Source organism: Bartonella sp. HY761 (genome assembly GCF_026743145.1).
In the GTDB taxonomy this organism is placed as follows: Bacteria; Pseudomonadota; Alphaproteobacteria; order Rhizobiales; family Rhizobiaceae; genus HY038.
The window spans coordinates 238,080-262,922 of the sequence record NZ_CP104887.1 but is presented as its reverse complement, the minus strand read 5'-3'; the positions used below and the strand labels follow the sequence as shown (position 1 = coordinate 262,922).

Genomic DNA, 24,843 nt, shown 5'->3' with positions numbered 1-24,843 from the left:
TGGTTAAACAAAAGGCAAGAAATGTCTATGCCTATCGCAACGCTCTCATCTATAAAAATTATCGTATCTTAATTTTGCGAGAAACGCCCATCATTCGCACGTTTAAAACTAATTATTTCTCTTTTTCTACTTGGCGTTTAATGCATTCAAATAAAAGATCCTGAACGCCCTGATTGTCATAAATACGCGATAAATTTGCAGGATTATATTTCGGCTCCTTTGATTTATCCTTATGATTATCACCGCGATAGTCGACTTGCTCGCCGTTAGCAAATGCTATCTGATAATTAGGATGAACACCTTCGCCTACCGTTCCAAATCGAACGATTGCGCCATCTTCGGACATACCCATATTGACAAGCACCTTAATGTAATATGCGTGATCTTTCACTAATTCCCATGGCTTAAGAGTTGAATTATCCATAAAAAAACCTTTCTAAAACCGACATTTAATTAGCAAACCAGATTTTCTGGTGAACATTACTATGAATGCAACATTAGATAAATAACACAATCCTCATTTCATCCAATGTCGCAAAAATACAAAATTTGTTAAATCAAGGACAATCTTCCGACACTTTATCAATAAAAACAGTTGCCTCATAAATGCGATCATCATCCTTGTCTGAATAACGATAAGTACCGCAAAGGCGGTGTCCGCACTCCATTACACGTAATTGTTGAAAGGCCTTATTGGTGCAATCGGTATCAAACACAATGTCATCATGCACCATCGTTGTACGGCTTTTGCAAGATGCTTGTTGGGCTGGCGGCAGCGCAATATTCACGCCATTTTTAGCGTCTTCTGCGCTATAGCAACGATTTAACTCTCTTTTCTCAATTGTTAAATTGGGCGTTAGCATCGGTTCAAACCAAGTGATACTGTAAAGGCCGGGGGTAAAGGTTTCAGCAATCGTATCGCGGGCTTTGCCTTCTATGAGCCGATCTGTATCAAGCAAACCACTAGCTCCATAAGCGATTGGCATAAATGAAAATATGACCAATAAAATAACAGATAATATACGCAACATCAGTCCTCACAATCACTCATACGTTTTGCTGTAACATAGGCAACGGAATGAAGTTGATAAGCTAAATCTTGCGGCGCAACTCCATAATTGAGTGGCCCCTCATAAATGCCATCTCCTTTATGATCTAGGCTGAAACTTAGGTGGCTATAAATATCTTGTCCTTCATCACAAATATAATTAATGTCAATATTATCTGCAGCAAATCGATTGCCACGAAGAACGCAGCGACCCTTTAAAGGCTTGGGCGTAAACGGAATTGCCGCTTGATCCATACCCTTTTTTAGACAGACCTCAACCGTATTTGTTTGTGGATGAATAGATGTTTCATCACGCGTAAGGCTGGTAACGATAAATTGCCATTTACCAAAAGATTGATACTCGCCTTCAAGGCGGGTTCCTGGCACATAATTGGGAGCACCTTGCGCCATGACCTGAAAGGTTGACAAAAGATAGCTTAAAATTGCCAGTATCAATAGACGGTTCCATTTTATTACCATTACCGAATACCCATGCCTAGCGTAGTAGCACGCCCAAGCCACGCGCCAATAATCTGTAACTCCTCAAAAGTGTAGCCCTTATCCTTTAGCACGCGGTCAGATGCGGCTAGCTCACCCATATCAGGTTCAAAAGCAATTTTATTGCCATAATAACGCATAAGATCGCTATATTCAGTCATTGTCATCGGGGGATCAAGGTAAAGAGGACCATCATTTAAAACCGATTGGACATAATCCTTGGCAAACTCGCTGTTTTTGCCGCCAGCGCCAGCTTGATCCCAGAAATAGGCACCAAAAAGGTTGATGAATTTAAAACTTTTATCATCCTGCATACGCTTGCTAAAAACTTCGTTGGCCTTATCAAACTGCGCTTTGGTAATATTATATTCAGCCTTTAACGCATCATCACTATCAAGGGGAATTTTTTTATAAAACCCATTATAAGTAATGCGCGTATAAAGCTGTAGCGATACACCATCCACATCATCCAATAATGCCTTATCAAAATCAGCATCATTTTTTGCCACGGGTGGTGGTACTTGATGGGCAGATTGAATTGCCGCATCTGGTATTGGCGCAGCCACTACGATTGTTGATGTAATTGTTGATAAACTAGCCAATAGGCCCGCTGCCAAAATAACTGAAAGAGCTTTTTTCATCATCCACCATTTGATTATTTTAAATATTTTCAAAATAGAATAAATTATACTTTTAGAAAAATGTAAACAACAAATGGAAATACATTAAATTATTTTTTATAATATGTAAGTTCTTTGCAATTTGGTATATTTATAATAAATCGCAATAAAAAACGGCGATAAGATTAATAATCTTATCACCGTTAATATTTGCCTTAATAAGCCTTAAGACTAGTCAGCATCAAGCGATTTAACAATTGCTTCAACCATCTTCTTGGCATCACCAAACAACATCATTGTATTGTCACGGAAGAAAAGTTCATTTTCAACCCCAGCATAGCCAGAACCCATACCACGTTTCAAGAATAGCACTGTTCCTGCCTTATCAACATCAAGAATAGGCATACCGTAAATTGGTGAGGTTGGATCAGTTTTGGCTGCTGGATTGGTAACGTCATTTGCACCAATAACAAAGGCCACATCAGCGGTTGGAAATTCTGAATTAATATCCTCAAGCTCGAAAACTTCATCATATGGCACATTTGCTTCAGCCAATAGCACATTCATATGGCCGGGCATACGGCCAGCAACTGGGTGAATGGCATATTTAACTTCAACGCCTTCTGCCTTTAACTTATCAGCCATTTCACGCAAGGCATGCTGTGCTTGTGCAACCGCCATACCATAGCCTGGAACGATAATAACTTTAGCAGCATTCTTCATCACAAAGGCAGCATCATCGGCAGACCCCTGCTTAACCGGGCGTTGTTCAGTAGAACCACCACTAGAAGCAGCAGTTGTTTCACCACCAAAGCCGCCCAAAATCACAGAAATGAATGAGCGGTTCATGCCTTTACACATAATATAGCTTAAAATTGCACCAGATGAGCCAACCAGCGCACCAGTAATAATAAGCGCCATATTTTGCAAAGTAAAACCAATACCGGCTGCAGCCCAACCGGAATAGGAATTAAGCATTGACACAACCACAGGCATATCAGCCCCGCCGATTGGCACAATCATGGTAACACCGATAACCAATGCCAAAATAACAATAAGCCAGAAAACAAAATGACTTTCGCTCGCCACCAAAACAATGATGAGAACAAGAATAGCAACGCCAAGGGCAATATTGATAAGATGACGGGCTGGCAATAAAATTGGCTTACCAGACATGCGGCCATCAAGCTTCAAGAATGCAATGATAGAACCGGTAAACGTCACAGCACCAATAGCAACACCAATCGCCATTTCAACCAACGCGCGGCCATGAATTGAGCCAACATCGCCAATATTAAACGAACTAGGTGAATAAAGCGCGGCAGCAGCTACCATAACAGCTGCAAGCCCGACCAAGGAGTGGAAAGCCGCGACCAATTGTGGCATGGAGGTCATTGCAATGCGATCTGCAATTCTAGCGCCAATCACGCCGCCAATACCAAGACCTGCAATAATAAGGGTTATACCCAAAAATCCGGGAGTGGTTAATAATAGGGTTGTAACAATGGCAATGCCCATACCAACCATGCCATAAATATTACCTTTACGGCTGGTGGTTGGATGCGATAGACCGCGCAAGGCCATGATGAATAGAATGCCTGACACCAAATAAAGGAAGGCAGCAAATTGAACACTCATTATTTAAGCCTCACTTTTCTTTTTTCTTATACATGGCAAGCATGCGCTGTGTCACTAAAAACCCACCAACAATATTAATACTGGCAAGGATAAGAGCAATAAAACCAAAGGCTGTCGCCATACCAGAAGCAGACCAACCCACAGCTAAAAGTGCACCAACCACAATAACCGATGAAATAGCATTGGTAACCGCCATAAGCGGCGTATGAAGCGCGGGCGTAACCGACCAAACAACATAATAACCAACAAAAATAGCCAAAAAGAAAACAGCCAATTGGTAAACAAAATCCATAGAGCCACCCGTTGTTGTTTGGGTGATAGTTATAATGGTTTCGCTCTGATTTGCAGCAATCTGTTCTAAACTGTTTTTAGCTTGATCAAGGCTTTGAATTATATTTTCAATAGCAGTGGTCTCCATCATTCAGCCCCTTTCTTGGCGGCCTTTTTGGCAGCTGGTTTTTCTTCAATTTCTACATGGGCGAAAGCCTGATGAAGTATCGCCCCATCATGAGTAAGTAAAGTTGCCTTTACCAATTCATCATCTAGATTGATCTTTAACTCTTTAGCTTCCTTATTTGTCATGCTTTCAAGGAAAGCAAAAAGATTGCGCGCATAAAGTTGAGACGCTGTGGCAGCAATACGGCCTGGCATATTGGTGTAGCCTACAACTTGAACTCCTTCAACATCCACCACTTGATTGGCAACCGCACCTTCAACATTACCGCCGCGCTCAACCGCAAGATCAACAACAACCGAGCCAGGACGCATGGTTTTAAGCATGTCTTTGGTAATTAAACGTGGTGCAGGACGGCCTGGAATAAGCGCCGTTGTAATAACAATATCTTGCTTGGCAATATGATCTTGGGTAAGAGCTGCTTGTTTTGCCTGATATTCGCTGGACATTTCCTTAGCATAACCACCAGATGTTTCAGCGGCACGAAATTCATCATCTTCAACGGCGATGAACTTTGCGCCAAGTGATGCCACTTGCTCTTTGGCGGCGGGACGCACATCATTGGCAGTTACCACAGCTCCAAGACGACGAGCTGTCGCAATAGCTTGCAAGCCGGCAACGCCTGCGCCCATGACAAATAATTTAGCAGCCGGCACAGTACCTGCGGCAGTCATCATCATTGGCATGGCACGATCATAGGTGCTAGCTGCATCAATCACCGCTTGATAGCCGGCAAGATTAGCCTGGGAAGAAAGTACGTCCATCACCTGAGCACGGGTAATGCGCGGCATAAATTCCATTGTAAACGCACTAATGCCAGCTTTGGCAAGCGCTGCCACATCACCTTCATGACCATAGGGGTCAAGCATGGCAATGAGCACCGCGCCTTTTTTATAGGATGACAATTCTTTTTCATTAGGCCGGCGAACCTTTAAAATAATATCGGCATTTTTTGCCTGACTTGCGCTTGCAAGGGTAGCGCCTGCTGATTCATATTCGCTATCTGGAATGCGTGAGCGATCACCAGCTGATTTTTCAACAAGCACGTTATAACCAAGACTTATATATTTTTTTACTGTTTCAGGAGACGCAGCAACACGCGGCTCCCCCTCTGCCGTTTCTTTGGCAACGAAGATTATCTCGCCCAAGTCATCTCTCCTTTTAACTAGAACCAACCAAAGCATTAAAAAATGCTTCACCTAAATAAGGTGATACAATGTATTTTTTTGACACATTTTTGTTGCCCCATAACAGCACCATTATCAACGTGATTGCAATGCTATTTTAACCTTATGAGGCAAAAAAAATTAATTACTTAATATAATTATTTTTTATGTTTAGATATTTTGATCTATTCGCTATTTTTTTCAGCCTTTAGAATTGCCCAGAACTCTGTTTGAATCTGCACAAGATATTAGAATTAATAAAAATTTTAGCCCAAAAAGTGGTGAAATATTTTATAAATCTTGTTGATTTTTTAATTAACTATTTACTCTTTGCAAAATTGCTCTAACTCTTATATTGAAATAGAAGGTCACCTAAGCTCAGTAACTTACACAGCTTGTGTTGCAGTATTTTAATGAGCAAAGAAATGATTAATTGGTTTCGACAGAACGTCATAATATAAAATTTCAAAATTTAATTCTATTTGTATTAGAATTTTTATTTAAGAAAATTAGAAATTATGAGAAAACAAGCTTTAGATTTAAATATAAAGCCACAATCTATGACTATGAAACAGGAAGAAATATGATGAAAAAACTGTTGATCGCAGCTGTATTGAGCATCGCTGGACTTGGGGTCGCTTCTGCACAAGATGCTGCTCCTGCCGCAAATTCAGTTAGTTTCTCCGGCGGTGCAAGTACCGTACAAGAAACATTCCAAGATTGGACTGTATCTTGCGGTGTGCAAAATTCCAAAAAAATCTGTAGTGTATCACAACAGCAAATGCAAAATAATGGTCAGCGCGTCATGGCTATTGAGGTTATTCCAAGTGCAACCGACAGCAAAATCAACCTTGTTTTGCCTTTTGGTCTTCGCTTAGCTGAAGGCATGACCTATCGCATTGATAATGGCGCACCAGCGACCACAGCTTTCAATACTTGCTATCCAGGTGGTTGCGTTGCAAATCTTCCACTTACCAACCAATTGGTTTCTGGTCTAAAAAGTGGACAAAACCTCATTCTCGTTGGCAAGGCTTTTGATGGTGGCCAAGATGTAACGCTCACCGTTTCACTAAAAGGCTTTAGCGCAGGTCTTGACCGCGCCGTTGCCTTACAGCAATAAGCTTTTAATGTCTTTAAATTTTAAAGCACCTGTGTGAAAACACAGGTGCTTTTATTATTTACGAAACGTCCATATAAAGATCACCATTTTGCTTATATTTTTGTGCCATTGTTGCCATACCTTCTTTTTTTTGCTTTTCCTTTTCCATTTCGTCTTTAATTTCGTGCGAAATTTTCATAGAGCAAAATTTGGGACCACACATTGAACAAAAATGCGCAAGCTTATGAGCTTCTTTCGGCAAGGTCTGATCATGAAAAGAACGGGCAGTTTCAGGATCCAATGATAAATTAAACTGGTCCTCCCAGCGAAATTCAAACCGTGCACGCGACAACGCGTCATCGCGCAATTGAGCAGCTGGTAATCCTTTGGCAAGATCGGCGGCATGAGCTGCAATCTTATAAGTGATAACTCCGGTTTTAACGTCTTGTCGATCTGGCAAGCCAAGATGCTCTTTTGGTGTAACATAACACAGCATAGCAGTGCCATACCAAGCAATTTGCGCCGCACCTATTGCCGATGTTATATGGTCGTAGCCCGGAGCAATATCGGTAGTAAGCGGCCCCAAAGTATAAAAAGGTGCTTCACCACAATAGGCTAACTGCTTATCCATATTATCCTTAATCTTATGCATGGGCACATGACCTGGCCCTTCAATCATCACTTGACAATCTTTTGCCCAAGCAATTTTTGTAAGCTCTCCCAAGGTTTCAAGTTCGGCAAATTGCGCCGCATCATTGGCATCAGCAATCGAACCTGGACGCAAACCATCCCCCAGTGAAAAGGCAATGTCGTAAGCACGGGCTATATCGCATATTTCATCAAAATGCTCGTAAAGGAAACTTTCCTTATGGTGATATAAGCACCATTTCGCCATGATCGAGCCGCCGCGCGAGACAATACCAGTAACACGATCAACGGTTAATGGAATATAGGAAAGACGCACGCCAGCATGAATGGTAAAATAGTCAACCCCCTGCTCAGCTTGCTCAATCAAAGTGTCACGAAAAATTTCCCAGTTTAGATCTTCGGCAATGCCATTAACTTTTTCTAAGGCTTGATAAATTGGCACAGTGCCAATAGGGACTGGGGAATTACGAATAATCCATTCACGAATATTATGAATGTTGCGCCCTGTTGAAAGATCCATCACTGTATCCGCCCCCCAGCGAATGGCCCATACCATTTTTTCGACTTCTTCCTCCATTGAAGACGTCACGGCTGAATTACCAATATTAGCGTTAATTTTCACACTGAAATTACGACCAATAATCATTGGTTCACTTTCAGGGTGATTGATATTATTCGGAATAATTGCTCGACCAAGCGCAATTTCATTGCGGACAAATTCGGGCGTTACAAATGGTGGAATAGCTGCACCAAAGCTTTCACCAATGGTGCGTATTTCATGCTCTAAATTTTCACGCCCCAAATTTTCTCGTATCGCAACAAATTCCATTTCTGGCGTTATAATACCAGCGCGTGCATAAGCCATTTGCGTGACGGCTGCATTATTTTTGGCGCGAAGTGGTTGGCGACATTGCAAAAATTCTGGTGTTTTTTTTGCCTCCGATACAAAACCATTGTCTGCAGCCTTGACGGTTCGCCCTTCATAGGTCTCAACATCGCCGCGCGCCAATATCCAAGATTCACGAATAGGCGCAAGCCCCTTATCAATCGTAATATCCACATTTTCATCGCTATAAGCGCCAGACGAATCATAGACTGGCAAATCTGGTTCATTACTAGAAGGATGCAATTTTATATAGCGAATAGGCACCTTTATTTGCGGATAAATAGTGCCTGATTTATAGTTTTTTTTAGAAGAAGGAAGTGCGCCAGTTGTTACTTTAAAACAATTTTCTGACATGGTGAATTCTCCTTGCTTTATTTAAAGGAAAATCCCTCTCGCCAAAGGTAAAGGAGAAAAATGCCTATTTGCGATAAGTCTAATGATAAAGACGAGAAGCAGCAGACATCAGACCATCCCTCCACCAGTATGAGCTGGATCAGGTTCAACGGGTCATTGCGCTGCTTTAAAGCCAGCAATATCTCAGCCTCTTGTCGAGACACCCCAGGTACAAGCCGATCATTAGCTAAATATAATGAATTGTCAATGAGGAATAAAATCATTCTAAAATAAGCAAAAGGCCATTAAATGAATAATGACCTTTTTTAAGTTAAACAATAATTTAAAGATAATTACGGATAAAGCCGCACGGTTTGCCAGTTTTCATCATCAATATTATCTCGTTTAAAGACCAAACGGTCGTGAAGGCGAAATGGCCTATCGTGCCAAAATTCAATATAAGTTGGACGAATGCGAAAGCCAGACCAATAAGGCGGGCGCGGAATGGAACCAACAGCATAGCGCAAGCCATATTCAGCGACTGCCTTTTCAAGTGCAAATCGGCTTTCAAGCGGTCGTGATTGTTTAGATGCCCAAGCACCAATACGACTTCCGCGTGCTCGGCTATTATAATAGGCATCGGCTTCTTCATCACTAACGATTTCCACAATACCGCGAACACGCACCTGCCGCTTTAAGGTTTTCCAATGAAAACACAATGCCGCCTTCATGCTATTTAAGATTTCCACACCTTTTTGACTTTCAAAATTGGTGTAAAAAACAAAGCCATCATCATCAAAACCTTTCAGCAAAACCATACGCACATCGGGTAGGCCTTGGCTATCCACTGTGGCTAAAGCCATCGCATTGGGGTCATTTATTTCGCTAGCGCTTGCGTCATCTAACCATTTTGTAAAAAGATCAAAAGGAGATTCCTCCTTGGTAAAGTCATCTTCTGTTAATGTATCATTTGTCATAATATATCCTAGCGCTTGTGAAATTCTGAGATAGAAGTTAAGCTCAAGTCGTCCGGCTTGATATGAGCCTATTAGTATTGCGTAAAGAGTTCAAGCATTGGTTACATCAAAACCTTTGTTTATAAAGTACCGGAAAGCTTTTGATGATTAAATTTAAAAACGCATTTTCTTGTTATTTTCGCCCCATAATGCTTGGTTCTAGCCTATTAGTGCTAGGGTCGTGCCTGCAAGCTTGCGTTATTGTGCAACCCAAAACACCGCAAATCATGCCTGATAACAGCATTATTACCGGATCAATTGGTGGGAATAGCGTAAATTTACCCAAGGTTGATTTAGGCGGCGACGAAAAAGTCATGCGTGAACAAATAGCAGCGCAGCCTGATTCCTCAATCGTTAACTGGAAAAATGACGCAACAGGTAGCCGCGGAACCATGTCTATCCTTAACAGTTTTGTTGAAAATGGCAGCCAATGTCGCTCATTTAAAACTACGCGCGAATCCTTTAACGGCATTATGATTTATCAAGGCAAAGCCTGCCAGCAAAATGATACTTCATGGAATGTATCACAAATAAAAGCGCTTTAATTCCATCAAAAATAAATTCAGCTTGAAATTTTAGTTGAGTTTTAAGTGAAAGTTTGCATTGAAGGAATGGCGCATTATCATGTGTAATAATGCGTAGTAAGCGTTGCAATTTTTGATCATTGACGCAATATGCTTTTTGTCAAAGTGCCATCGTCTATGGTGACATGATGATAATTGCCTATTTTTAAATCATCGCTTAAGAACGACTGGAACACAAGCCTTGCAACCAAGCGCCACTGACAATAAGCCCGTAACGCCTGTAGTTGATCGCCCAACGCCAATGATGGAACAATATATCGAAATCAAGGCGGCCCATAGCGATTACATGTTGTTTTATCGTATGGGTGATTTTTACGAATTGTTTTTTGATGATGCAGTTGATGCTTCGCGTGCGCTTGGCATAACGCTCACAAAACGCGGTAAGCATCTTGGTGAAGACATTCCCATGTGTGGTGTGCCTGTTCATACCGCAGATGATTATTTGCAACGCTTGATTACTGCAGGCTACCGCGTTGCCGTATGCGAGCAGATTGAAAACCCTGCAGAAGCTAAAAAGCGGGGTGCAAAATCGGTGGTGAAGCGCGACGTTGTTCGTCTTGTAACACCAGGAACACTCACCGAAGAAAAATTGCTTGATCCATCATCGGCCAATTATCTTATGGCTTTGGGACGGGTTAAAGGACAAGGCGACAACGGCTTTGCTTTGGCATGGATTGACATTTCAACCGGTGTTTTCAAAGTCATTGAAAGCAGTCTTGAACGACTTTTGGGCGATATTATGCGCATTGACCCTAGGGAAATTTTGGTCAGTGATGAGCTATTCCACGACCAATCCTTACGGCCCGTTTTTGATATTTTAGGGCGCAGTGTTACAACACAACCACAAAGCCTATTTGATAGTGCAACTGCCGAAGCTCGAATTTGCAATTATTTTAAAGTGGCAACCTTAAGCGGTTTTGCCAATTTTACTAAGCCCGAATTAATTGCTATTTGCGGTGCAATTGCTTATATTGAAAAAACCCAAATTAGCGAACGTCCACCCTTGATGCGGCCGGAGCGTGAGTTTGAAGGCTGCAGCCTTTTTATTGACCCAGCAACGCGTCTAAACCTTGAATTAAGCCGTACTTTATCGGGCGATCGCAATGGCAGCTTATTAAAAGCCATTGACCGCACGGTAACCAATGGCGGAGCAAGGTTGTTAGCTGAACGTTTAATGACCCCTCTTACCAATCCCAATGTCATAAATCAAAGATTAGATGCAGTGGCTTTTTTCCTTGGTAATGCGCAAATTTGTGATGGCATAAGAGCAATTTTAAAAGGCATAGCTGATATGCCGCGCGCTGTATCACGCCTTGGGGTTGAGCGCGGCGGTCCACGCGATTTTGCCGCAATTTTAAATGCAATGTCCGCCGCCTTTTCGCTAACGGAAATACTAGAAAATACTTTATTACCTATTGAATTGGCGCAAGCTTTAGAAGCCTTAAAAACCTTACCCCTTCCACTTTACGCCCATTTAGAACGCGCCCTAGCCGATGAACTGCCCTTGTTAAAACGCGATGGTGGTTTTGTACGCACAAGCTACCATCAAGAGCTTGATGAAATGCGCGCATTACGTGATGAGTCGCGCCGAGTTATTGCAGCCTTACAAGCGCGTTATATGGATGAAACAGGCATTAAGACCTTAAAAATCAAGCACAATAATATTTTGGGTTATTTTATCGAGGTAACCGTCAACCAATCTGGCGCAATGACCGAAGGGGCTGACGCTAAAGCCCGCTTTATTCACCGCCAAACCATGGCCAATGCCATGCGCTTTACCACAACTGAACTTGCAGACCTTGAAAGCCGCATTGCCAATGCAGCCGATAAAGCTTTGACCATAGAACTTGATATTTTTAGTCAACTCGAAAATGAAGTTATTGCAGTAGCCGACCTTTTACGCAATGGTGCCAATGCCTTAAGCTTATTTGATGTTACCAGCAGCCTTGCTATTTTGGCTGATGAACAAGGCTATTGCCGCCCACAAATTGATGACAGTCTTGCTTTTAATATTGTTGCTGGCCGCCATCCCGTTGTTGAGCAAGCTTTGCGCAAACAAGCAAGTGATCCCTTTGTTGCCAATGATTGCAATCTATCTCCGAATAAAAATGCGCAATTTGGTGAAATCTGGTTGCTCACTGGCCCCAATATGGGTGGTAAGTCTACCTTTTTGCGGCAAAATGCTCTTATTGCGATTATGGCGCAAATGGGTTCTTTTGTGCCGGCAGGCTCTGCCCATATTGGTACTGTTGATCGCTTATTTAGCCGTGTTGGCGCGTCTGATGATCTTGCCCGTGGCCGCTCAACCTTTATGGTGGAAATGGTCGAAACAGCTGCTATTTTAAATCAAGCAGGTGAACGCGCTTTGGTCATACTTGATGAAATTGGCCGAGGTACTTCAACCTTTGATGGTCTTTCTATTGCTTGGGCAAGTGTTGAATATTTGCATGAAGTTAATCATTGCCGTGCGCTATTTGCCACCCATTTTCACGAAATGACCGCTTTAACCGAAAAACTGCCACGTTTGCGCAACCACACGATGAAAGTGCGCGAATGGAAAGGCGATGTTATTTTCTTGCATGAAGTGGGTGAAGGTGCGGCCGACCGCTCTTACGGGGTACAAGTTGCCAAGCTTGCCGGCCTACCTAAACAGGTAGTAAACCGCGCGCGTGATGTTTTAAAGCAGTTGGAAGATGGCGAAATTTCTGGCAAAGCCAATAAGCTTATTGATGATTTACCGCTGTTTTCGGTAGCTTTAAAGCATGAAGAAAAATCAAGCATTGATTCTGCTTTTGACGAAGCGTTTAAAAGCCTTAACCCTGATAATTTATCGCCCCGTGAAGCTTTAGACGAATTATATCAATTAAAGGCCCTATGGAAAAAACAACAAGCTGATCGTCATTGAGTTTCAAAAGCGGTAAGGATTATGTGATCCTTACCGCTTTTTCTAAAACCAACGCTTATGCTAATCGCCTTTTTAATCCTTGCGCAAGATGAAACGTCCTGCAAAACCGGTAAAAATTGCTATAAAAACCGCCAATAAGCCATATAGCCAAGCATGGGCATGAGCCAAATGATAGATAGAATAGGCAAAATGCGCTTTCATAATATCCATACGGGTTTCAGCATGGCTAACATAGGCGCCATCGCGGAATAAATACGCTTTGATTTGATAATTACCAACCGGCAAATTAGCAGGCAATTCAAAACGCGCTTTAAACAATGAAGACGGATCAAGCATAACTGTTCCCGGATTTTCGGTATAAAGATGTTGTTTTTTCTTCAAAGCAATGAGCTGTTCACGAAATTGGTGAACTTTTTCCTGGTCTAAACTATCTGACTGCAAGGGCATATAATCAATAGACAAACCAAGATCACGATAGGTTTGCGGCGCGGTAATATCCCGCAGCTCACTTGTTGCACCAAGATTATAATAAAGTGGTACAGCCTTAAAGGTGAGTGCATCGGCATTAACCCAAACGCCTAGGCGGCGTTTTTTTTGGCGCATGGTCATTTCACGTGAGGGGCCTTCAAGGGTCACAATAATATTATAGCGATTTTGGCGCGCAACCAAGGGGTCGGCATGCTGCACAACGCCAGCAATATAAAGATCAGTACCGGTAAAGTTTGTGCCAATAGTGATGGTATCAGTAGTGACAATAATTTGCACCTGCTCAGGTATTTGGGTCGCAACTGGCGCTGTTGATGTAGCATCCTGCGCTTGAGCATTGGCAGCAACTACCATCGTTGCTAAAACACAAACAGCTATTTTGTTTAAAAGATAGGGAAACCGATTTTTCATCACCTACCCCGTCACAATGGTTAAGCTAAAGAGCTCGCTTGGGCGAATAAATAGCTGGAATGCTAGCCAAAGCGCCATAATCAATACCAATAAAGCCAATAAAAGACGTAACTGCTCGGCCTTTAACTTGCGACCAGCCTTGGTGCCATATTGTGCACCGACAACACCGCCAAGCATTAGCAAAAATGCTAAAATCACGTCAACCGATTGGTTGGTAATTGATTGCAAAACAGTGGTAAAGGCGGTGACAAAAGTGATTTGAAAAAGCGATGTTCCAACAACGACATTGGTTGGTACTCGCAAAAGGTAAATTAAAGCTGGCACCATAATAAAGCCACCGCCAACACCCATCACGGATGACAAAATACCAATAACAAAACCAATACCTAAAACGGGAATCACACTAACATAGATTTTTGACGCTTTAAAACGCATTTTAAATGGCAGGCGGTGAATCCAACCTTGATGTCCAGGGCGGCTGACTGTTGGCGACATGCCACCACGCGCACGGCGCATTGAGCGCACGCTTTCAATGGTCATTAATATGCCAATGCCACCAAGTAAAACCACGTAGAGCAATGAGATAATAAGGTCAAGTTGGCCAATACGTCGCAAGAGTGAAAACAGCTCAATACCGATTGCCGAGCCAACCAAACCACCGACAACTAAAAATGTACCCATCTTTATATCAAGAGTACGGCGTTTAAAATGCGACAATGCGCCAGTAACCGATGAAGCAATAACTTGATTGGCACCTGTACCAACGGCAATTGCTGGCGGAATATTATAAAAAATTAACAGTGGCGTAATCAAAAAGCCACCGCCAACGCCAAAAAGACCAGATAAAAAACCGACAATTGCTCCCATGCCAATTAACACCAGCATATTTAAAGACATTTCAGCAATGGGCAGATAAATACTCATCTCTTAAATCCGAAGCAGGCTTTTAACGTTCATCTGTCTTATATTTCAATATAACTATAGGGCGAACCTGTTAGCCAGATTGAATGAAGCTTATATTTTCAAACCCATACCCCATAAGCATATGATAGATGGGTAATGAAAAAGCGCTAACTGTCCATTTTATAAAACTTTTGTTCTATAATAGAACAATGGTTTAGGCGCTTTTATGCGGCCAGGATAATAATCTTCTAAACTAGGGTCAGAACCGATTAATTTAAATGAACTGGCACAATAAACAGCAAAAATATACAAGGAGGAAAGCGAAAAGTGGGTGGTATACCCATTTGAGCTTTACGACGCAGTAGATTACAGCTGTTTTTGTGTCCTTTCAGGATATGATAAATTTTCGCGATAACTTTGTCGAAGCCCCTTGAAAATATTTATATTTCTCGGCGGTTCTTCTCACCTTTAATCTTTGGGTTCTCACAAAAATTTTCTCATACCATTTCGTTCAAATTAATGGGTCCTGACCCTAACTAAATTAATCAATATATTTTGTTGAATATAGCGGTTGAGACCACAAAATATATCAAAATATCATCAATAATGTCTCATTTGAAATCTATAATAGATCAAAAGCACGCATTATCAATATAATCAATAAAATTAGAAATGGTTAATTTTTTAGCAGTTAATTAGAAAACGCCGCATTTAATCCCTATTTAAACGATAATATTCGCATAAATAAGCGTAAACCAATTTTAAAATGGTTGCTTGAACTTTTTAATTATAGGACGATTGTATTGGATAAAAAACAATTGGGTAAAATTTTAGCTGCAGGTAGTGAACGCCAACAACAAACCCGAGCCACACGTGTTAAGAGACTATTTTGGTCTACGTTCAAAAAAGCAGCACAATATATTCCATTTACCCGTGAACTCATTGCTGCATATTATTGTGCTTTTGATCCAGCCACTCCAAAACATGTCAAAGCAACGCTGTTTGCAGCGCTTGCTTATTTTGTTATGCCTATTGATATCATCCCTGATTTTTTGGCAATTATTGGCTTTAGCGATGATATAACCGTATTAGCTGCGGCCCTTGCAACTATTAAACCTTATATCAATGAGCAGCATTTTGACCTAGCTGATGAGGCATTGGAAGCAAAAAACGTGAAAAAAAGTGCATATTAAGCAGAAAAATATACACTTATTCACTTTTTAGTAACCCTATTTAAGCCATTATTGATTTGTTTTATAGAATTTGCCATTAAATTGCTATTTGCTAATTTGGGCTTAAACAATTAAAAGACAAAAATTATTTGAGTAATAGTCATTTTGGAAATTTATGATGTAGCTGTTAATGCACTAAAACCAAAAGACTAAAGATAAACAAAAATGAAACAAAAAAGTGAGCTGGTATAATGATGTTTGGAAAAACTTTTGTTGCAGCGTCAATCATGACCATTGGATTGACCATTGGTTTGGCAACTGCCGCCATGGCACAGAGCCCAACACGGTTAAATCAGTTTGATTACTGGGGCGCTTATTCCTATAAAGCTGGAACGGGTACCGTTTGCTATGTCTTGTCGGCACCTACGAAACAAGAGCCATCAAGTGTCAATCATGGCGATAATTTCTTTCTTATTTCCAAGCGTCCTGATGGATCTACAAGTTTTGAACCGCAATTCATGGCCGGTTACAATTTGCGCGCCAATGTAACGGTGACGATTGATGGTAAAGGTAGCTTCACACTTTTCACCAAAGAAAAATCGGCTTGGATTGAATCACCGCAAAACGAAACAAAATTAATCGCAGCATTGCGTTCGGGTACGACTATGGTAGTGAAGGCGGTATCAGCACGCGGTACCAATACGACGTATACTTACTCGCTTAAAGGCATTACCGCTGCATTAAACTCCATGAAAAACTGCAAATAATTTGCTTTAATTGATGGCTCACTAAACAGTATAAAACATTAAACATTAGCTATTCTTTTGATTTAATGGTTTTATTTTGAATTTATAAGCCTATTAAACTCATAAACCCATGTGCCTTCACATGGGTTTTTCACTTTAAGACATCTTGCAATTTACAAAATAGATGGCCAACATCTTAGCTATAAGTTCCATATTGCATGTTAATAAAACTGGCTCATTTATCACTATTATAAAAAACGTGACCTTTTAGAATTTTTATGATATAAGCCTCCTTTAATGAGATATAGATTTTCATCTACGGAATAGAGATATTTGCACTTATTTGCCTTAACTTGACTAATGATGCTTAAAATGAGCAATCACAAGGGTGGCCTATCTGGATAATATGGATTAAACATTTCAATTTAAAAATTGAAAACTCCTTACGTCTTTGTGCAATGAATAAGTGCCATAATGAAACCAACCATAAAGCCTTTAGATAATCGAGCCTATTAATGAGCATTTCTTATGATTTAGCCCCTGTTGGTGCATGTCACAAAGCACCCCCACTTGTTGGCATGAGTGAAGCCCTGCCAGCCCTTATTGGCATGAGCCGCGAAGAAATGGCCGAGGCGCTTGAAAAAATCGGTGTTCCTGCACGTCAAACACGTATGCGCGTTGGGCAATTATGGCATTGGCTTTATGTACGTGGTGTTTCGTCTTTTGATGATATGTTTAATATTTCTAAAGAATTGCGGCAAAAGCTTGCACAAAACTTTACAATTGCACGCCCAGAAATTGTAACCGAGCAAATTTCAAGCGATGGTACACGCAAGTGGTTGTTGCGTTTTCCCCCGCGCGGTGCGGGGCGGCCAGTCGAGATTGAAACCGTTTATATACCTGAAGAAGGGCGCGGTACGCTTTGTATTTCAAGTCAAGTTGGCTGCACCCTTACTTGCTCATTTTGTCACACTGGCACACAGCGTATGGTGCGTAATTTAACCTCGGAAGAAATTTTGGCGCAATTATTGGTTGCCCGTGACAAACTTGGTGATTTTCCAGATAAGGATACGCCTGATGGCGCGATTGTACCTGAAGAAGGGCGTAAAATTTCCAACATCGTCATGATGGGTATGGGTGAGCCGCTTTATAATTTTGAAAGCGTCAAAAAAGCTTTACTGATTGCATCCGATGGCGAAGGAATTTCTCTATCTAAACGCCGTATAACCCTATCAACGTCGGGTGTTGTGCCAGAAATTTATCGCACCGGTGATGAAATAGGTGTAATGCTTGCCATATCGCTCCATGCAGTGCGCGATGACTTGCGTGACTTGCTTGTGCCAATCAATAAAAAATATCCACTAGAGCAATTAATGGAAGCCTGTCGTAATTATCCCGGCCTTTCCAATGCACGGCGTATTACCTTTGAATATGTGATGCTCAAAGATGTTAATGACGGCGTTGAGGATGCAAAGCGCTTGGTTAAATTATTGCAAGGCATCCCAGCAAAGATTAATCTTATTCCATTCAATCCATGGCCTGGCACCAATTATCAATGTTCAGATTGGGAACAGATCGAACTTTTTGCCGATATTGTTAATCGTGCCGGTTATGCATCACCTATCCGCACGCCTCGTGGCCGTGATATTCTTGCTGCCTGCGGTCAATTAAAATCAGCATCTGAACGCATGCGCAAAGCAGACCGCGAGAAGCTTGCTGCAGCCAATGCATAAAAGCTGTTTTTAAATTGCAATTATGAAAGCCCTGAATAAAGTTCGGGGCTTTTTTATTTATAATAATGGCAAAAGACCTTGGGAAAGCCAAAAAATAAACAACAAATCAAGAAAAGAATAAAAAAAGCTTTATGAAAAGACCTTTTTAGGTTTTAAAAGACTTGGATTATTAAAAACTGGTCAATATTTTGCAGCGAAGGGAGGAGGTAAATGGCTTTATCAGCAGAATTACATTTGCGGCACTCCCAACAGCTAGTGATGACATCGCAATTGGTGCAGTCAATTAAATTATTGGCAATGACCGGTATTGAGCTTGAACGTTTTATTAACGAGGAAATTGAACGCAACCCATTGCTTGATCTTGTCAATAAAAACGATAATGATATTAAAGATACTCGCCCAAATAGTGATGAAACACCAAGCCTCACCACTGAGGAATTGCAAAAATCAGCCTTTAGTCAAAGTGAACATATCGCCACCGATAGTGCAGTTATTAACGATAATATCTATGATAGCGCTCCCAGAATCGAAGATCCAAAACAGCCCGATATAAGGGCAGATTTTCGCTTAAAAGATAGTGCAAACAGTAATATTGACGATTTTGCACAATTTATCAGCGCACCGATTAGCCTTCGCGCCCATATTGATGAACAAATTCTTTATAGTTTTCATGATTCGGTTGATCGCTTTATTGCCCGTGATCTTGCCGATCAGATTGACGAATCAGGTTATTTCATTGGAGATCTAGAAGAAACCGCTTTGCGGCTTAATCAATCAATTGCGAGAATAGAAAATATCTTAAATCGCCTGCAAGGATTTGATCCTATTGGTATTTTTGCGAAGGATTTAGCCGGCTGTCTTACCTTACAACTTAAAGACAAAAATCGCTATGATCCAGCAATGGCAAAGCTTCTTACCCATTTAGAAGATCTTGCCAAACGAGATTTTGTTAAATTAAAGCGGATTTGCGGGGTTGATGAAGAAGACTTAATCGACATGCTTGGAGAAATTCGCGCGCTTGATCCAAAACCGGGGCTTGCCTTTAGCTCAAGCCCCACTGATATCATAGTGCCGGATGTCTTTATTACGCATATTGGCGATGATTTTCGAGTTGAACTTAACCCACATCTATTACCCAAAATTTTAATCAATGAAAATTACAGCAATATTGTTTGCCGTGACAAAACCGATCAAGAATTCTTAAGCAATGCATTACAAAGCGCCAATTGGTTGTTAAAAGCATTAGACCAGCGTGCGAATACGCTTTTGCTAGTGGTAAGCGAGATCGTGCGCCAACAACAGGGCTTCTTGCGCCACGGCATTAGTCATTTAAAGCCATTAAGCATGACTGCTTTAGCTGAAAAAATTGGTATTCATGAATCAACCATCAGCCGAGTTACCACCAATAAATATGTTGCAACACCACGCGGCACGCTTGATTTGCGCTTTTTCTTCACCACGGCGATTGCCGCCGCAGATGGTAGTGAAGCGTATTCATCAGAATCTGTGCGCCACCGCATCAGGCAATTAATCCAAGACGAACCGGCCAATGCTATATTATCCGATGATAATTTGGTTGATTTGCTAAAAAAAGAGGGCATGGATATTGCACGGCGAACCGTTGCCAAATACCGCGAAGCAATGAATATTCCATCTTCTGTTGCACGTCGGCGTGAGAAAAAAGCACGAATTTTGTCCACAAAAGCCTAAATTCGACGATTGACATTTGTATAATTTGTGACTAGAACCCCGCAAAACTGGTGCTCAAATCAAGTTGTTTGTGGAAGATGCGGATAGTATTTGCGCTATTCATCGGTTAGGGCTACATTGGTCTTGTAACAAATAATAAACGAGGTTCACAATGTCGCTACGCATCTCAGGACAGCATATGGATATCGGTGATGCTTTCCGCACCCGAATTGAAGAGCGCATCAATGATGCAATCTCTAAATATTTTGCTGATGGCACTACAGGGCATATAACTGTAACAAAGTCAGGGGCAAAATATTCTGCCGATTGCGTATTACATTTAAGCACTGGTGCGGTATTGCAAACCACCGGTGACGCAATGGATCCGCAAGGCGCATTTGACGCCGCTGCTGAACGCATTGAAAAGCGCCTACGCCGTTATAAGCGCCGCATCAAGTCCCATAAAAACGAGTCTACCAGTCAGGCTTTTGCTGATGTTGCTTATCGGGTTATGGAACCTGTCCCTGATGAAGAGGACGATTTTCCAGAAGATTATGCACCAACAATTGTTGCTGAAACATCCATGGCGCTGCGCCTATTATCGGTTGCAGATGCCGTTATTGAACTTGATTTGATGGATAATCCGGTCCTTGTTTTCCGCAATGCGGGAAGTGAAAAAGTTAATATTGTTTATCGCCGTGCCGATGGCAATATTGGTTGGATTGATCCATCAAATGTAAAACATACTGGAAGTAATTAAATTTAGCCCTATATGGTGCAAATTATACTTTAACCAGTAGCTATGCTGACTGAAGGGAAGCAAATATGATGGGTTTAAGTGATCTGATAGCGCCGGAAGCTATTATTCCGGCGTTAAAAGCGAGTTCTAAGAAACAGCTTTTACAGATTATGGCCGAAAGAGCTGCAGAATTAACCGGTTTACCGGAGCGCGATATATTCGACACAATTTTGCAACGTGAAAAACTTGGTTCAACAGCTGTGGGTAATGGTATTGCTATTCCCCATGGTAAATTGCCAGACATTGATAAAATTGTCGGTGTTTTTGCTCGATTGCAAAATCCGGTCGATTTTGAAGCGCTTGACGATCAACCTGTTGATCTCGTTTTTCTTCTTCTTGCTCCAGAAGGTTCTGGTGCGGATCACTTGAAAGCACTATCACGGATTGCACGCCTATTACGCGATTGCGACATGGTCAATAAATTGCGCAATAGCCACGATTCGCAAGCCCTTTATTCGCTTTTAACTGATCACGCTGTGACAGCCGCATAGTGTTTTAAAAAACTTATAGAAAAGCCCGCTTTATGCGGGCTTTTTATTGTCTAAATATCAATACAAATTTATAAAAATTAGACCATAATGAAAAACCCACACTACTATGAAATATACATAACAATAGGGTTTCATATAACTCTATCAACGCGGCTTAATAATACTAAAAAAAGGCTTATTTTATAAGGTGAGTTATGATGCTTGAAAGGCATATATCTAATCTATGGATACAAGCAGGGATAGTTATTAGTCAAAACAAAGATGCGATGGTTTTATGCCCCAAATGTCAAAAGCAAAATTTAAAAGTTTGGGATGTAGAAAGCAATTTTAATTCAAATGATATAGAGCGCCATATGGTTTGCGAAAATTGCCAAGCTTATAATGCATTGCGTATAAAGAAAAAATAATACCACTGATATTATAGCCAAAGACCAAGCGACCTAAGTGATAAAGCTGCGCAAAAGCCAGTAGAATATCCATAATCAAAAATCATTTACTTTTAAGGACTCGACATAATCGTAATGGCGGCTTAACATTTTTAATTGCGGGCGCTGATATTTATCAAGCGATGTCATTGCATGAAAAATGCAAAATAACAACTTATTGGGGGGATAATGCGTTATACATTACGTCAAATTCAATATTTTATTGCAACTGCAGAAACTGGAAGCATCACCCTTGCAGCAGAGCGGGTTCATATATCGCAGCCTTCTATTTCTGCCGCTATTGCCAATTTAGAAGAAGAATTAAAAGTTCAGCTTTTTATTCGCCGCCATGCCCAAGGCCTAGCGCTGACTCCAGCCGGCAAAACCCTATTAATACAGGCAAAATTATTGCTAGAGCAGGCAGAAAGTCTTTATGTTGTTGCCTCTGAAACAGCCAATGGCGCACGCGGACAACTCACACTAGGTTGTATGGTAACCCTTGCCTCAATGGTAATGACCGAACTTACCTATAGTTTTACATCGCAATATGATGAAGTCATTATAAATAATGTTGTTAGCGATCATCATGGTCTTCTCCAGAAGCTACAAAATGGCGAAATTGACGTAGCACTCAGTTATGACCTTTTAATTCCTGACGGCTTTGAATTTATTGAACTGGCAGAATTACCGCCTTATGTCGTAATGGGTGAAACCCACCCATTAGCAACTGCAAAATCTTTACAATTGTCTGACCTAGTACGCGAGCCATTATTACTGCTCGATTTACCCGTAAGTACTGAATATTTTTTATCATTGTTCTTTAATCAAGGTCTTAACCCCAATATTGCCATGCGCTCTCCCCACCAAGACGTATTACGAACAACGGCTGCCAATGGTTATGGTTATACTCTTGCCAATGTGCGTCCACGCTCTCATATTTCCATGGACGGACGCAAACTCATTCATATTCCACTTGAAAAAGGCTTAAAACCAATGAATATCGGTCTTATTGCGTTGGCTGGCACAAAAAAAACACGGCTCGTACAATTATTTTATGATCATTGTTATAAAATGATTTCTAATGAGGTTATCCCCGGAATGGATGCGCCTTATTAACTTCAATCCTAAAATTTTAATTTAACGCAATGCCACCTTACTGGAAAAAGCCAAGCTGCTAAAAAGTTTGTTTTATATCACCCACTTCCATAATCATAGCAGCAAGGCATAAATGTTTGATTGCTAGATTATTGGGAAAAATACGAGCATAAAAACCTAAGCTTTCAGCCATTGATGCAATTTGGTAAGCATGGTTTGACATTTTTCTAATTGTTCAATAGCAATAAATTCATCTGGCTTATGCCCCTGCTCCATATTACCGGGTCCGCAAACCAATGTGATAATGCCAGCATCTTGAAATAATCCACCCTCTGTTCCAAATGCCACAGTTGAAAAATCCTTGCTGTCACTCCATTTTGCCAAGTTTTGTGCAAAAGGCAATTTTACATCGGTTAAAAGCCCGGGATAGCGGCTTAATTGACTAAATTCAATATGTGTTGCCTGATGGACTGCCTGCATTTCTGGCAATAAAATATCCGATGCGTAATTTGCAATTTCAGTTAATGCAATATCTGGCTTACTATTTGGCAAATGACGAATTTCAAAATCAAATTCACATAATTGCGGTACAATATTAAGTGCGCTGCCACCACGGATTACCCCCACCTGCATCGTACTAAAAGGTGGATCAAAATTTTTGTCTTGCGTTGCTTTTAAGCCATCAGCAACCGAAATGATTTTATTCATCATTTTAGCAGCATATTCAATCGCATTCACCCCTTGTGGCGCATAAGCAGAATGGCAAGCATGTCCATGGATTTGGCAACGCATAGCAACTTTACCCTTATGCCCATAAATCGCTTGCATTTGAGTTGGTTCACCGATGATACAAAAATCTGGCTTATCATCCATTAACTTTAACTGATCAATAAGATGACCAACACCAAGACACCCAACTTCTTCATCATATGAAAAAGCAAGATGCAGGGGCATTTTCAGATCTGCGCTTAAAAACAATGGTAATGACGCTAACACACAGGCAATAAAACCTTTCATGTCGGTGGTGCCGCGCCCATAATAGCGGCCATCCTGCTCTGTCAATTCAAACGGCGCAAATGTCCATGTTTGCCCATCGACTGGCACGACATCGGTATGCCCCGACAATATGATACCGCCTTTTGTTTGTGCCGGTAAACAGGCATAAAGATTAGCCTTTTTGCCACTCGCATCATGAATAAGCTTTGGCTCTAAGCCATAAGATTGTAATAATTCCTTGATGTAATGAATAAGATCAAGATTGGATTTATAGCTGGTTGTATCAAAAGCAACAAGCTGCGCCAATATCGCCTTAACATTTTCATTCATCACCCGGAACTCCATAACTTGGTGCTTGCCTTGGATCAAGCGCACGAACCATATAGGCATCCATTTGAGGTGCATAATCTAGCCAAAGTTTTTGAAGCACGCTAATTGGCGCATCATCATGCCAATCCACTCTTAAATCCACCATCGGCCAAGCTTGGTCACCAACAACTTTAACGGCTGCAGAATGCACAGGACCAGCCTCTCCCCCTGCATTTATAGCCGCTTGCAAAGCCTTTATCAAACGTCCAGCCAGTAAACCATCACTGTTTTCAAATGCTTGCACCATGGCATCAATAACCGCAGTATTTGCCAACATATTGCCAGCACCAATACAATTATCGCCGCTAACCACATGATAAATACCCAAGGTTTGCTTACCGCTAAAGGATGCGGTTTGCCCTTCAGCATTGATCATTGCAATTTGACGATAATCAGCAAAAGGATCTTCTGCTAAAGCTTTTTGCAAAGCCACATCAACGCTATCGCCATTTTTTAAAAAGACAAGACCGCGCAGTCCCAAAGAAGGCAGAGTGATATTTTGGCTGGAAACCGCGCCAATTTTTGCTTGAAGCCAAGGACAGCGTGCGCCAACTGCAATGCTTGAAGAGCTCAAAGCAATGCCAAGCTGACCCGTTTGTGCGCAGCGTGCTGTAATTGAAAAAGTCATGATCG

Annotated in this window: 23 protein-coding genes, 1 pseudogene and 1 riboswitch; of the genes and pseudogenes, 11 read left to right on the top strand and 13 right to left on the bottom strand. The window is 41.3% G+C overall.

What is annotated here, in order from left to right; all coding sequences use genetic code 11:
- Window positions 1-112: 112 nt before the first annotated feature.
- The 7 genes and pseudogenes from N6A79_RS00990 to N6A79_RS00960 form a co-directional block, all read right to left on the bottom strand.
- On the bottom strand, window positions 113-424 hold the full coding sequence (locus N6A79_RS00990) for a hypothetical protein (protein ID WP_268546633.1): 312 nt from the start codon (window positions 422-424) through the stop codon (window positions 113-115).
- A gap of 133 nt (window positions 425-557) precedes the next feature.
- The gene (locus N6A79_RS00985) at window positions 558-1,031 is read right to left on the bottom strand and encodes a hypothetical protein (RefSeq protein ID WP_268546631.1); all 474 of its coding nucleotides are present in this window, start codon (window positions 1,029-1,031) and stop codon (window positions 558-560) included.
- Window positions 1,031-1,528: a hypothetical protein gene (locus N6A79_RS00980; RefSeq protein ID WP_268546630.1), complete on the bottom strand. Its 498-nt coding sequence runs from the start codon at window positions 1,526-1,528 to the stop codon at window positions 1,031-1,033. Before N6A79_RS00980 ends, N6A79_RS00985 begins: the two co-directional genes overlap by 1 nt.
- Window positions 1,528-2,190 (bottom strand): hypothetical protein, encoded by a 663-nt coding sequence (locus tag N6A79_RS00975; RefSeq protein WP_268546629.1) that lies wholly within the window; start codon window positions 2,188-2,190, stop codon window positions 1,528-1,530. The genes N6A79_RS00980 and N6A79_RS00975 overlap by 1 nt, the downstream gene beginning before the upstream one ends.
- A 207-nt stretch (window positions 2,191-2,397) precedes the next feature.
- Window positions 2,398-3,804, bottom strand: coding sequence for an NAD(P)(+) transhydrogenase (Re/Si-specific) subunit beta (locus N6A79_RS00970; protein WP_268546627.1), 1,407 nt, complete (start codon window positions 3,802-3,804; stop codon window positions 2,398-2,400).
- Between the two features lie 10 nt (window positions 3,805-3,814).
- Window positions 3,815-4,111, bottom strand: a pseudogene (locus tag N6A79_RS00965) (proton-translocating transhydrogenase family protein); the annotation flags it as partial.
- 110 nt (window positions 4,112-4,221) lie between these two features.
- Entirely contained in the window at window positions 4,222-5,406 is a 1,185-nt protein-coding gene (locus N6A79_RS00960; RefSeq protein ID WP_268546626.1) for a Re/Si-specific NAD(P)(+) transhydrogenase subunit alpha, read from the bottom strand.
- Between the two features lie 601 nt (window positions 5,407-6,007).
- Here N6A79_RS00960 and N6A79_RS00955 point away from each other — a divergent pair.
- Window positions 6,008-6,544, top strand: a complete 537-nt coding sequence (locus N6A79_RS00955) for an invasion associated locus B family protein (RefSeq protein WP_182418480.1) — start codon at window positions 6,008-6,010, stop codon at window positions 6,542-6,544.
- A 58-nt stretch (window positions 6,545-6,602) separates the two neighbouring features.
- On the opposite strand, the gene thiC is transcribed toward N6A79_RS00955, so the two are convergent.
- Together thiC and pdxH are read right to left on the bottom strand one after the other, a co-directional pair.
- The gene (gene thiC / locus N6A79_RS00950; protein WP_268546625.1) at window positions 6,603-8,411 is read right to left on the bottom strand and encodes a phosphomethylpyrimidine synthase ThiC; all 1,809 of its coding nucleotides are present in this window, start codon (window positions 8,409-8,411) and stop codon (window positions 6,603-6,605) included.
- Window positions 8,412-8,510: 99 nt separating this feature from the next.
- Window positions 8,511-8,628: riboswitch (TPP riboswitch) on the bottom strand.
- Window positions 8,629-8,743: 115 nt separating this feature from the next.
- A complete protein-coding gene (gene pdxH, locus N6A79_RS00945; RefSeq protein WP_262079480.1) occupies window positions 8,744-9,367 on the bottom strand; it encodes a pyridoxamine 5'-phosphate oxidase in 624 nt (207 codons plus the stop codon).
- A 143-nt stretch (window positions 9,368-9,510) separates the two neighbouring features.
- Here pdxH and N6A79_RS00940 point away from each other — a divergent pair, with 143 nt between their 5' ends.
- Together N6A79_RS00940 and mutS are read left to right on the top strand one after the other, a co-directional pair.
- Complete coding sequence (locus N6A79_RS00940; RefSeq protein WP_268546624.1) at window positions 9,511-9,951, top strand: RT0821/Lpp0805 family surface protein; 441 nt, start codon at window positions 9,511-9,513, stop codon at window positions 9,949-9,951.
- 280 nt (window positions 9,952-10,231) lie between these two features.
- On the top strand, window positions 10,232-12,895 hold the full coding sequence (gene mutS / locus N6A79_RS00935) for a DNA mismatch repair protein MutS (protein WP_268547618.1): 2,664 nt from the start codon (window positions 10,232-10,234) through the stop codon (window positions 12,893-12,895).
- Between the two features lie 72 nt (window positions 12,896-12,967).
- Here the strand turns inward: mutS and N6A79_RS00930 are convergent, their stop codons facing one another.
- Entirely contained in the window at window positions 12,968-13,792 is an 825-nt protein-coding gene (locus tag N6A79_RS00930; RefSeq protein ID WP_268546623.1) for a TIGR02186 family protein, read from the bottom strand.
- Window positions 13,793-13,795: 3 nt separating this feature from the next.
- Window positions 13,796-14,716 (bottom strand): sulfite exporter TauE/SafE family protein, encoded by a 921-nt coding sequence (locus tag N6A79_RS00925; RefSeq protein WP_268546622.1) that lies wholly within the window; start codon window positions 14,714-14,716, stop codon window positions 13,796-13,798.
- A gap of 782 nt (window positions 14,717-15,498) precedes the next feature.
- Between N6A79_RS00925 and N6A79_RS00920 the strand changes: the two genes are divergently transcribed.
- The 8 genes from N6A79_RS00920 to N6A79_RS00885 all read left to right on the top strand — a co-directional run bounded on the left by N6A79_RS00920 (window position 15,499) and on the right by N6A79_RS00885 (window position 22,866).
- Entirely contained in the window at window positions 15,499-15,888 is a 390-nt protein-coding gene (locus N6A79_RS00920) for a YkvA family protein (RefSeq protein ID WP_268546621.1), read from the top strand.
- 233 nt (window positions 15,889-16,121) lie between these two features.
- Window positions 16,122-16,634, top strand: a complete 513-nt coding sequence (locus N6A79_RS00915; RefSeq protein ID WP_182419578.1) for an invasion associated locus B family protein — start codon at window positions 16,122-16,124, stop codon at window positions 16,632-16,634.
- A gap of 494 nt (window positions 16,635-17,128) precedes the next feature.
- Window positions 17,129-18,346 carry a 23S rRNA (adenine(2503)-C(2))-methyltransferase RlmN gene (gene rlmN / locus N6A79_RS00910; protein ID WP_410007217.1) on the top strand — a complete coding sequence of 406 codons (1,218 nt, stop codon included), beginning with the start codon at window positions 17,129-17,131 and terminating at the stop codon, window positions 18,344-18,346.
- A 210-nt stretch (window positions 18,347-18,556) separates the two neighbouring features.
- A complete protein-coding gene (rpoN, locus tag N6A79_RS00905; RefSeq protein ID WP_268546620.1) occupies window positions 18,557-20,056 on the top strand; it encodes an RNA polymerase factor sigma-54 in 1,500 nt (499 codons plus the stop codon).
- A gap of 151 nt (window positions 20,057-20,207) precedes the next feature.
- On the top strand, window positions 20,208-20,795 hold the full coding sequence (hpf, locus tag N6A79_RS00900; RefSeq protein ID WP_182418473.1) for a ribosome hibernation-promoting factor, HPF/YfiA family: 588 nt from the start codon (window positions 20,208-20,210) through the stop codon (window positions 20,793-20,795).
- Between the two features lie 68 nt (window positions 20,796-20,863).
- Entirely contained in the window at window positions 20,864-21,325 is a 462-nt protein-coding gene (gene ptsN, locus N6A79_RS00895; RefSeq protein WP_182419577.1) for a PTS IIA-like nitrogen regulatory protein PtsN, read from the top strand.
- A 194-nt stretch (window positions 21,326-21,519) separates the two neighbouring features.
- Window positions 21,520-21,732: a hypothetical protein gene (locus N6A79_RS00890; protein ID WP_268546619.1), complete on the top strand. Its 213-nt coding sequence runs from the start codon at window positions 21,520-21,522 to the stop codon at window positions 21,730-21,732.
- Window positions 21,733-21,939: 207 nt separating this feature from the next.
- Window positions 21,940-22,866 carry a LysR family transcriptional regulator gene (locus tag N6A79_RS00885; protein ID WP_182418471.1) on the top strand — a complete coding sequence of 309 codons (927 nt, stop codon included), beginning with the start codon at window positions 21,940-21,942 and terminating at the stop codon, window positions 22,864-22,866.
- A gap of 156 nt (window positions 22,867-23,022) precedes the next feature.
- Here the strand turns inward: N6A79_RS00885 and argE are convergent, their stop codons facing one another.
- Together argE and N6A79_RS00875 are read right to left on the bottom strand one after the other, a co-directional pair.
- Complete coding sequence (argE, locus tag N6A79_RS00880) at window positions 23,023-24,171, bottom strand: acetylornithine deacetylase (RefSeq protein WP_268547617.1); 1,149 nt, start codon at window positions 24,169-24,171, stop codon at window positions 23,023-23,025.
- Window positions 24,164-24,838 (bottom strand): DUF1028 domain-containing protein, encoded by a 675-nt coding sequence (locus N6A79_RS00875; protein WP_268546618.1) that lies wholly within the window; start codon window positions 24,836-24,838, stop codon window positions 24,164-24,166. Before N6A79_RS00875 ends, argE begins: the two co-directional genes overlap by 8 nt.
- Between the last annotated feature and the right edge of the window lie 5 nt (window positions 24,839-24,843).